The organism is Acidimicrobiales bacterium (assembly GCA_035512495.1).
GTDB lineage: Bacteria > Actinomycetota > Acidimicrobiia > Acidimicrobiales > CADCSY01 > DATKDW01.
In genome coordinates this window covers 1-9,863 of sequence record DATKDW010000074.1, presented here as the reverse complement: position 1 = coordinate 9,863, position 9,863 = coordinate 1, and the positions used below count along the sequence as shown (strand labels likewise).

The following is a 9,863-nucleotide window of genomic DNA, read 5'->3' as shown; positions in this document are numbered from 1 at the left end:
AAGGCACCGAACTCGGTGCGGTAGCCATCGAGCTCGGCTCGGGCCTGGTCCTGACCGGCCTGGTCGCCGCCGGCACCGGCAAGGGTGTACTCGACGAAGAAGCCGATGTGGTCACGCCACAGGGCGAGGAACTGCTCGCCGCCGGCCTCGCCGTAGACGCTGCTGATCGCCTCGGAGAGGGCAACGGAGTTCTGGTCGAGGGTGGCCACCGCAGAGGCGGTGGCGGGGGCCTCGAGGTCGCCGCCGTCGCCGACGGCGGTGGCGATGGCCGTGCCGGCCAGGTAGACGTGCTCCTGGAGGAGCGCTGTCAGTCCGGCGCGCAGGTCGGCGGCGCCGGTGTCGACGCTGGTGTCGGAGGCGTTGGTGGTGCCGTCCTCGTCGGTGGTCTCGGTGGCGGGGTCACCGGTGGAGGCGGTGCCGCCGTCGTCGGTGCCACAGGCTGCGCCCAGCAGGGCCGCCAGGGCCAGTCCGGCGCCGAGCTTCAGGTACTTCGGGTTCATGGTGCTCCTCGATTGGTGTGTCGGTGGGGGTTGGTGACTCACGACCTCTACGGGACCGGTTGCCGTTGCGGATGTCATCTCGGGGGTACGCTCCGCCCATGCAGGCGGGAGCGTTGGTCGCCGGCCGCTATCGCCTCGAAGGACCGCTCGGCGAGGGCGCCACCGCCTCCGTGTGGCGGGCCCGTGACCTCGACCTCGGTGTCGTCGTCGCCCTCAAGGTCCTCCGCCCGGAGGGAGTCGACGACGAGCTGGCCCGACGCTTCGAGCGCGAGGCCACCATCCTGCGCTCGCTCCAGCACCCGAACGTCGTGCGGGTGCTCGGTGCCGGGCGCGATGGCGACCTCCGCTTCATCGTCATGGACCTCCTGGAGGGCCGATCCCTCGCCGAGGTGGTGGCCAAAGGGCCCCTCTCCCCGCGGGACGCGGCAGCGGTGGTCGCCGACGTCGCCGCCGGCCTCGACCGCTGCCATCGCGAGGGGGTGCTCCACCGCGATGTGAAGCCGGCCAACGTGGTCCTCACCGGCGACGGTGTGCCCGTGCTGGTCGACTTCGGCATCGCACGGGCAGATGACGTCAGCGTCGTGACCCGGGCCGACGTCGTGCTGGGCACCGCCGCCTACCTCTCACCTGAGCAGGCCGAGGCCCGCCCCCTCGACGCCCGAAGCGACGTCTACGCCCTCGGCTGCGTCCTCCACGAGCTGGTGGCCGGCGACCCTCCCTTCACCGGGACGACCTCGGTGGCGGTGGTGGTCAAGCACCTCCAGGAGCCACCGCCACCGCTGCGAGGGCTCGTCCCCGACGTCCCCGCCGACCTCGAGGAGGTCGTGCTGCGATGCCTCGCCAAGGACCCCGATGCCCGGTACGGCTCAGCACGTGAGCTCGAGGCCGACCTGCGTCAGGTGGCGACCGGTGAGCCCCTGGTCCACGGCGCCGCCGGCCGATGGGCCGGAGCCGCCGCGGCCACCACGGTTGCCGCCGCTCCCCCACCGGGACCGACCGGGACCGCCGTCCTCGCCCCGGCCATCGCGACGGCACCGCAGCGGAGCCGGCGAGGTCCGGTGGCCGTCGCGGTGGTGGCGATCGTGGCGGCGTTGGTCCTCGGTGCGATCGCCCTGGCCGCGATGCGCTCGGACGGGCCCGGGCCAGTGGTGGTCGGCGACGTCGTCGGTCAACCGGCCGAGCAAGCAGAGGCGCATCTCGTCGCCCTTGGCCTCACCACGACCCGGGTCGATGCCGCCGGCGACGCCACGGCGGGCACGGTCACCGCGACCGAGCCGGCGGCCGGCGCCGAGGTGCCCGCCGGCTCGACGGTCCGCCTCCACGTCTCCTTGGGGCCCCCGCCCACGCCTCCCCCTCCCCCGCCGGACGACGATGACGATGACGACGAGAAAGAAGAGAAGGAGGAGAAGAGAGAAGAAGGACGAGGAGGACGAGGAGGACGATGACAACTGATCGTGGGGATCACGCCGAGAACATGCCGGCCACCCCGTGGAAGAGGTCGGGATCGACCGTCTTGAGCTCACCCACCGCCTCGGCGAGAGGCACCCGCACGATCTGGTCGGCACGCAGCGCCACCATGGAGCCGAAGGCACCGTCGTGGACGGCGTCGATGGCGGCGATGCCGAAGCGGGTCGACAGCACGCGGTCGTACGCCGTGGGGGTCCCACCCCGCTGGATGTGGCCGAGGATGGTGACGCGGGTCTCGTAGCCGGTGCGATCCTCGATCTCGCTTGCCAAGACGTTGGCGATCCCACCGAGCTTCACGTGACCGAACTGGTCGACCTCGGCGTCCTGGAGGGTCAGTGACCCCTCCCTCGGCTGGGCCCCCTCCGCCACCACGACGATGGAGGCGAAGCGTCCCTCGTGGTGCCTGGCGGTGAGGCTGTCGCACACCTCGACGATGTCGAAGGGCTCCTCGGGGATGAGTATCACCGCGGCGCCGCCGGCGATGCCGGCATGGGTGGCGATGTGGCCGGCGTGACGGCCCATCACCTCCACGACCATCACCCGGTCGTGGGACTCGGCGGTGGTGTGGAGGCGGTCGATCGCATCGGTGGCGATCTGGACCGCGGTGTTGAAGCCGAAGGTGACCTCGGTGGCGGAGAGGTCGTTGTCGATGGTCTTCGGCACGCCCACCACCGCGACGCCCTCGTCGGCGAGCCGGTTGGCCACCCCGAGGGTGTCCTCGCCGCCGATGACGACGAGCGCGTCGATGCCGTGCGCCTCGAGGGTGCGCCGGCAGGCCTCCACCCCGCCCTCGATCTTGTAGGGGTTGGTCCGCGACGTGCCGATCACCGTCCCCCCTCTGGGGAGGGTGCCGCGCATGGCGGCGATGTCGAGGGGACGGGTGGCGCCGTCGATCACCCCGCGCCAGCCGTCGAGGAAGCCGACCATGGTGTCGCCGTGGACGGCCTCGCCCTTGCGGACGACGGCGCGGATGACCGCGTTGAGGCCCGGGCAGTCGCCGCCGCCGGTGAGGATGCCGATCTTCATGTGACCTCCGGGGGGTGTGGGCGAGACGACCGCGGGAGCCTACCGACGTGACCACACCCCCGAGCGCTGACCGCTACCGTCGGCGTTCGTGGCCGCCGTGATCGCGATCGACGCAGGGACCACCGGGGTGCGGGCGCTTGCCGTCGACGAGGCCGGCGCCCCGATCGGGTGGTCCTACCGTGAGCTCACCCAGCACTTCCCCCGACCGGGGTGGGTTGAGCACGACGCCGAGGAGATCTGGCAGGCCGTGCGGACGACGATCGGTGAGCTGGTCGCGACCATCGACGTGCCGGTGGCAGCCATCGGCATCACCGACCAACGGGAGACCGTCGTGGCATGGGACCGCCGCACCGGGATGCCGCTGCACCGGGCCGTCGTCTGGCAGGACCGCAGGACGGCCGCACGCTGCGAGGCTCTGCGCGACGAGGGTCACCTCGACCTCGTTCGGCACACGACCGGACTGGTCCTCGACCCGTACTTCTCGGCCTCGAAGATCGAGTGGCTCCTCGACGAGGGAGGGGTCGCAGCGGGACCGGACCTCGCGGTCGGGACCATCGACTCGTGGCTGGTGTGGAAGCTGACCGGCGGGGCCGACCACGTCACCGACACGACGAACGCCTCGCGGACCATGCTGTTCGACATCAGGACCCTGGCGTGGTCCGAGGAGCTGTGCTCGCTCTTCGGCGTGCCGATGTCGTGCCTCCCCGAGGTTCGGCCCTCGAGCGGTCGCTTCGGGGTCACCGTCGCCGGCGCCGGCGTCCCGGCAGGGACACCGATCAGCGGCATCGCCGGCGACCAGCAGGCGGCGCTGTTCGGCCAGGCCTGCTTCGAGCCCGGCATGGCCAAGAACACCTACGGCACCGGCTCCTTCGTGCTGATGAACGTGGGGAGCACCTGCCCAGAACCCGTCGAGGGCCTCCTCACCACGGTGGCCTGGACCATCGACGGCACCCCAGGAGCGACCTACGCACTGGAGGGAGCGGTGTTCGCGACCGGTGCCGCCGTGCAGTGGCTCCGAGACGGGCTCCGGGTGATCGAGTCCGCCGACGAGACCGAGGCGCTGGCCCGCTCGGTCGAGGACAACGAAGGGGTCTACCTCGTCCCTGCCTTCACCGGCCTCGGCAGCCCGTGGTGGGACCCCTACGCACGCGGCACCATCGTCGGCATCACCCGGGGCACGGGCCGGGCGCACCTCGCCAGGGCGACCCTGGAGGCGATGGCGTACCAGACCCGTGACGCGGTCGCCGCCATGGCGGCGGCGTCTGGGCATCCCCTGCGCGAGCTGCGCGTCGACGGCGGAGCCTCGGCCAACGACTTGGTGCTCCAGCTCCAGGCCGACCAGCTCCAGGTGCCCGTCACCCGCTCGGCAGTGCAGGAGACGACCGCCCTCGGCGCCGCCTACCTCGCCGGCCTCGCCGAAGGTGTCTGGTCCAGCCTCGAGGAGGTCGGTGCCCAGTGGCGGGGCGACGTCACCGTGGCGCCGGCCATGCCGGCGAGCGCGACCGACCGCTTGCACGACGGCTGGCGCCGGGCAGTCGAGCGCAGCCTCGCCTGGGAGCAGCAGGGGTCCTGAGGGCCGGCGGGACCGTCAGTTCACGACCCGGCTGAGCTCCTCGAGGGTCGTGAGGCCGTGGGCAGCCTTGACCAGGCCGTCCTCCCGCATGGAGCGCATCCCCTCGGCGCGGGCCACGGCCTCGACCTCGTCGCTGTGGGCGCCGCCGATGATCACCCGGCACAGCTCCTCGGTCGAGAGCATGACCTCGTGGATGGCGAACCGTCCCCGGTAGCCGGTCGCCGAGCACACCGTGCAGCCGACGGCCCGGAAGAACGTGGGGGTGGTGCCGGTGTCGACCAGATCGGGAGACCACCCGGCCGCCACGAGGGTCTCCTCAGCGTGGTCGGCAGGCTCCCGGCAGCGGTCGCAGACCCGGCGAGCGAGGCGCTGGCCCAGCACGCAGTTGAGCGAGGAGGTCACCAGGAACGGCTCGAGGCCGATCTCGAGCAGGCGCAGCGGGGTCGATGCGGCATCGTTGGTGTGAAGGGTGGCGAGCACGAGGTGGCCGGTGAGGGAGGCCTCGGCCACCATGCTCGCGGTCTCCGCGTCGCGGACCTCGCCGACGAGGAGCACGTCGGGATCGGCGCGCAGGAACGACCGCAGGGCGTTGGCAAAGGTGAGCCCGGCCTTGGGGTTGACCTGGACCTGCTTGACCCCCTCGAGGCGGTACTCCACGGGGTCCTCGACGGTGATGATGTTGCGGTGGGGCTCGTTGAGCTCCCGGAGCGTCGCGTAGAGCGTCGACGTCTTGCCCGAGCCCGTCGGACCCGTCACCAGCACCGTGCCCCACGGCTTGCGCCACGCCGACTCGAACCGGGCCAGGGTGTCGGGGAGGAAGCCCGACTCCTCGAGGGTCAGGGCCACGTTGCTCTTGTCGAGGATCCGTAGGACCGCTGCCTCGCCGTTGATGGTCGGGATGGTGGCGATGCGCATGTCGATGCTGCGCCCGGAGACGCGGACCGAGGCCCGACCGTCCTGCGGCACCCGCCGCTCGGCGATGTTGATCTCGCCCATGATCTTCAGGCGGCTGACGATGCCGGCCTGGAGGGTCCTCGGGGCGTGCATCGTGTCGTGGAGCACGCCGTCGATCCGGAAGCGGATGCGAAGCCCGTCGGAGGTGGGCTCGATGTGGATGTCCGACGCGCGGTCGGTGACCGCCTTGCCGATCATCAGCTGCACGAAGCGAACGATGGGCGCGTCGTGCGAGGCGGCATCTACCTGAGCCAGGTCGTCGGCGCGGGTGTCCTCGCCGGTCTCGTCGGCCGCCAGCTTGATGGCGGCTGCCACCTCGCCGTCGTCGGAGCCGATGCGCTCGATGGCGCGCTCGAGCTGCGCGGCGTCCGCCAGCACCGGGGCCACCTTGCGCCCCGACACCGAGCAGATGTCGTCGACGGCGAAGACATCGGAGGGGTTGGCCATGGCCACGACGAGGCGCTCGTCCTCGATCGCCACCGGGAGGGCCCGGTAGCGACGCGCCATCGCCACCGAGATGGCGCTGGTGGCGGTCCAGTCGACCGGGTAGTCGTCGAGGTCCACGAACACGACGCCCACCTGGTCGGCCACGGCATGCAGCAGGTTGACGGTGGTGACGAGACCGGCCTCGATCAGGACCTCACCCAACCGGCCACCGTGCTCCTGTTGGAGGACGAGGCCGCGATCGAGGTCGGCCATGGTGATCGACCCGTTGTCAACGAGGATCTCGCCGAGGCGACGGCGTTCGACGGCGAGGGTGGCGGGGGGGCTCTCGTGCACACCCTGGTCATCGGCACTCGAGGCGCCGAGGTTGAGTGCACCCCCGGATCGCGAGCCGGACGGTGGGGTCACTAGCCGACTGCCAGCGTGGGACGGGCGCCGTCGCCACCGCGCCCGTCGGCAGCAGCCGGGAGGGGCGGGCCCGACAGCACCGGGGTCCGCTCGGCCGGGAGCGCCTCGGCATCGGGCGCGGCATCGGGCGCGTGCCGCTTGGCGTAGTGGTCGACGTAGTCCTGACCGCTGAGGCCACGGAGCTCGAACATGATCTCATCGGTGATCCGGCGCAGGACCATCGGATCGGTCGCGCGGTCGGCCTCGCGGGAGAAGTCCATCGGCGGCGAGAACCTGACCGTGATCGGCCGGAAGAGGTTGGGTCGGACCTGGCCGATGGGCTGGGCCTCGCGGGTGCCCACCATGGCCACCGCCAGCACCGGCACGTTGCCCTGCAAGGCCAGGCGGGCGACGCCGGTGTGGCCGCGGTAGAGGCGTCCGTCGGGCGAACGGGTCCCCTCCGGGTAGATGCCGAAGAGGCCTCCACCATCGAGCACCTCGCTGGCTGCCGCCAGCGCACCCTGCGACGCCGAGCCGCCCGTGCGCCTGATCGGGATCTGACCCACGGCCCGGAAGAACCAGGCGGTCTTGGGGTCGTCGAAGTACTCGGCCTTGGCGACGAAGGTGACGCGCCGGCGCAGGACGAGCGGCAGGAAGATGGAGTCGCAGAACGAGACGTGGTTGCTGGCCAGGATCGCCCCACCGGAACGGGGCACGTGCTCGAGCCCCTCCACCCGGATCCGGTAGAAGAACCGCAGGAGGGGCGTGAGGATCGCCTTGAGCACCCAGTACGCCATCAGGCCCGAATCCTACCCTTCACCGTCGATGTAACGCAGTGAGCGTTTCCGCCGCTGTTCTTGACCGGTCAGTCAAGTGGTGCGCTACGGTCGCCCGAATGGACCGCCGTCTCACGGCTCGCGGCAAGGAGCGGCGCCAGCAGCTGCTCACCTTCGCCACGACTCGCTTCGCCGAACGTGGCTACCACCCCACCTCGGTGGCCGAGATTGTCTCCGGCCTCGGGGTCGGCAAGGGCGTCTTCTACTGGTACTTCTCCTCCAAGGAGGAGCTGCTGGCCGAGATCCTGCGGGCGTCCCACCAGGACCTCCGGCGCCGCCAGCAGCAGGCCATCGCCGACGAGCCCAACCCGGTCGAACGCATCGAGCTCGGCATCCGGGCGTCGATGCGGTGGTTCTTCGAGCACCGCAAGCACTTCACGATCTTCCAGTTCGCCGCCAGCGAGGAGCGCTTCGCACCCGTGCTGCGCCGCAACCAGGAGGTGGCGATCGCCGACGCGGTGCGCCACATCAAGGACGGGATCGTCGAGGGCCGCATCGCCGACCAGGATCCCGAGGTGCTGGCCCAGGCGGTGGTCGGCGTGGTCGAGCAGCTGACCCAGACCTACATCTTCGAACGCAGCGAACCGGTCGAGCACGCCGCCGATGCCGCCGTCGCCTTCTGCCTCCACGGCCTCTGCGGCGAGGAGCGGCGCGGCTAGGAGAGTCAGCCGAGTTTCGTGAGTGCCTTGCGGATGCCGCGCACCGCCTGACCGATGCGGTGCTCGTTCTCCACCAGCGCGAAGCGAACGAACCCCTCGCCACCGGGACCGAACCCGACACCGGGTGACACCGCGACCTTCGCTTCCTGCACGAGCAGCTTCGAGAACTCGAGGCTGCCCAGCTCCTCGTAGGGCGCGGGAATCGGCGCCCACACGAACATCGTCCCTCGCGGTCGCTCGACCTCCCATCCGACCCGGGCGAGCCCGTCGACGAGCGCGTCGCGGCGCCCGAGGTAGATGTGGTTCACCTCGACGGGGTAGTCGGGCGCCTCGTTCATGGCCACGATCGACGCGATCTGGATCGGTTGGAACGTTCCGTAGTCGAGGTAGCTCTTGAGCCGCCCCAGCGCCCCCACGACTTCGGCGTTGCCGAGCAGGAAGCCGACCCGCCAGCCCGCCATCGAGAACGACTTCGTGAGCGAGTAGATCTCGACCGCGACGTCGGACGCCCCCGGCACCTGGAGGATCGAGGGAGGCTGGTACCCGTCGAAGCCGAGATCGGCATAGGCGAAGTCGTGGACCAGCAAGATGCCGTGTTCGCGGGCGAACTCCACCATGCGGGTCATGTAGTCGAGGTCGACGCAGCTCGTCGTCGGGTTGTGCGGGAACGACAACACGATCACCCGGGGGCGGGGCCACGACTCGTCCCATGCCTCGACCAGGTTGTCGAGGAAGTTCTGCTCCGGGCCGAGGCGGACGTGGCGCACGTCCGCGCCCGCGAGGATCGGGCCCCAGATGTGGATCGGGTACGACGGGCTCGGCACCATCGCGGAGTCACCCGGCCCCAGCAGCACCCACATCAGGTGCGAGAACCCCTCCTTGGCGCCAATGGTGGTGCACGCCTGGGTATCGGGATCGAGCTCCACTCCGAAGCGGCGGCGGTAGAGATCGGTGATCGCCAGCCGGAGCTTGGGGATGCCTCGGCTGGCCGAGTACCGGTGGTTCTTCGCCTTGCGGACGGCCTCACCGAGCTTGTCCACCGCGACCGGCGGCGACGGGATGTCGGGATTGCCGAAGCCGAGGTCGATGACGTCGTCGCCGGCGCGTCGCGCGTCCATCTTCAACAGGTCGATGGTGGCGAAGACGTACGGCGGCAGCTCGTTGATCCGCCTGAATTCCACCCCACGACGGTACCAGTCCGGTTTCTCGGCTCCACTACGTTTCGCGGCGTGATCGACGCGGTCCTGCTCGATGCCGGCGGCATCTTCGTCCTTCCCGACCACGACCGGATCGCCGCCGCGCTCGCCCGAGCGGGCGCGACCGTCGATCCCGAGCGCCTTGATCGCGCGCACTACGAGGGCGTGACCGTCCTCTCCGAGTTCAGCGAGGGTGACCGGGAGGTGTGGAAGGCATACAACCGGACCTACGCACGGGCGTGCAACGTGCCCGACGACGTCCTCGACGACGCGGTCGAGCACCTGCTCAACGAGTTCGTCACCGGTGATGTGTGGAGCCGGGTCATCCCCGGATCGGTCGACGCGTTGCAGGCGCTGGCTGACCTCGGCGTGCGGCTGGCGATCGTCTCCAACGCCGACGGGAACGCCGAGGAGCGACTGCTCGAGCACGAGATATGTCAGGTCGGACCGGGACCGGGGGTGGAGGTCGACACCGTGGTCGACTCCGAGGTGGTGGGAGTGGCCAAGCCCGACCCCCGGATCTTCGAGCTCGCGCTCGACCGGGTCGGCGTGCCGGCCGACCGGGCGATCCACGTCGGTGACACCCCGGGGGCCGACGTCGACGGTGCTCGCGCTGCGGGTGTCCGGCCGGTGCTGCTCGATCCCTACGACCTCCACGCCCATCTCGACGTCGAGCGGGTGCCGGTGCTGGCCGACGTCGTGGAGATCGTGGCCGCCAACGCGTGAGGATCCGCTGGGCTCAGGACGCAGGGGCTGGAATGGCCGAATTGCGCCCGGCGGGCTCAAGTCCGGAGGGGCCGCGAGCCGATACCAATGGCATG

Annotated in this window: 9 protein-coding genes; 4 read left to right on the top strand and 5 right to left on the bottom strand. The window is 70.8% G+C overall.

Features of this window, described 5'->3' with window-relative positions:
* Positions 1-500: hypothetical protein (locus VMN58_10990; protein ID HUF33719.1), on the bottom strand; the 500-nt coding region annotated here is incomplete at its 3' end.
* Positions 501-598: 98 nt separating this feature from the next.
* Between VMN58_10990 and VMN58_10985 the strand changes: the two genes are divergently transcribed.
* Positions 599-1,945 (top strand): serine/threonine protein kinase, encoded by a 1,347-nt coding sequence (locus VMN58_10985; protein HUF33718.1) that lies wholly within the window; start codon positions 599-601, stop codon positions 1,943-1,945.
* A 16-nt stretch (positions 1,946-1,961) separates the two neighbouring features.
* Here the strand turns inward: VMN58_10985 and VMN58_10980 are convergent, their stop codons facing one another.
* Positions 1,962-2,993 (bottom strand): 6-phosphofructokinase, encoded by a 1,032-nt coding sequence (locus VMN58_10980; protein HUF33717.1) that lies wholly within the window; start codon positions 2,991-2,993, stop codon positions 1,962-1,964.
* A gap of 88 nt (positions 2,994-3,081) precedes the next feature.
* On the opposite strand from VMN58_10980, the gene glpK reads away from it, so the two are divergent.
* Positions 3,082-4,566: a glycerol kinase GlpK gene (glpK, locus tag VMN58_10975; protein ID HUF33716.1), complete on the top strand. Its 1,485-nt coding sequence runs from the start codon at positions 3,082-3,084 to the stop codon at positions 4,564-4,566.
* A gap of 15 nt (positions 4,567-4,581) precedes the next feature.
* Here glpK and VMN58_10970 read toward each other — a convergent pair whose 3' ends face one another.
* Together VMN58_10970 and VMN58_10965 are read right to left on the bottom strand one after the other, a co-directional pair.
* Complete coding sequence (locus VMN58_10970) at positions 4,582-6,300, bottom strand: ATPase, T2SS/T4P/T4SS family (GenBank protein HUF33715.1); 1,719 nt, start codon at positions 6,298-6,300, stop codon at positions 4,582-4,584.
* A gap of 71 nt (positions 6,301-6,371) precedes the next feature.
* On the bottom strand, positions 6,372-7,148 hold the full coding sequence (locus tag VMN58_10965) for a lysophospholipid acyltransferase family protein (protein HUF33714.1): 777 nt from the start codon (positions 7,146-7,148) through the stop codon (positions 6,372-6,374).
* 98 nt (positions 7,149-7,246) lie between these two features.
* Here VMN58_10965 and VMN58_10960 point away from each other — a divergent pair, with 98 nt between their 5' ends.
* Positions 7,247-7,846, top strand: a complete 600-nt coding sequence (locus tag VMN58_10960; protein ID HUF33713.1) for a TetR/AcrR family transcriptional regulator — start codon at positions 7,247-7,249, stop codon at positions 7,844-7,846.
* A 5-nt stretch (positions 7,847-7,851) separates the two neighbouring features.
* Here VMN58_10960 and VMN58_10955 read toward each other — a convergent pair whose 3' ends face one another.
* Positions 7,852-9,027, bottom strand: coding sequence for an aminotransferase class I/II-fold pyridoxal phosphate-dependent enzyme (locus VMN58_10955; protein HUF33712.1), 1,176 nt, complete (start codon positions 9,025-9,027; stop codon positions 7,852-7,854).
* A 48-nt stretch (positions 9,028-9,075) separates the two neighbouring features.
* Here VMN58_10955 and VMN58_10950 point away from each other — a divergent pair, with 48 nt between their 5' ends.
* Positions 9,076-9,768: an HAD-IA family hydrolase gene (locus VMN58_10950; GenBank protein ID HUF33711.1), complete on the top strand. Its 693-nt coding sequence runs from the start codon at positions 9,076-9,078 to the stop codon at positions 9,766-9,768.
* The last annotated feature ends 95 nt before the right edge of the window (positions 9,769-9,863 follow it).

Bases quoted from the DNA above. Each gene is read 5' to 3' on its own strand.
- VMN58_10985 (HUF33718.1), top strand. From the start codon at position 599: ATGCAGGCGGGAGCGTTGGTCGCCGGCCGCTATCGCCTCGAAGGACCG.
- VMN58_10980 (HUF33717.1), bottom strand. From the start codon at position 2,993: ATGAAGATCGGCATCCTCACCGGCGGCGGCGACTGCCCGGGCCTCAAC.
- VMN58_10960 (HUF33713.1), top strand. From the start codon at position 7,247: ATGGACCGCCGTCTCACGGCTCGCGGCAAGGAGCGGCGCCAGCAGCTG.
- VMN58_10965 (HUF33714.1), bottom strand. From the start codon at position 7,148: ATGGCGTACTGGGTGCTCAAGGCGATCCTCACGCCCCTCCTGCGGTTC.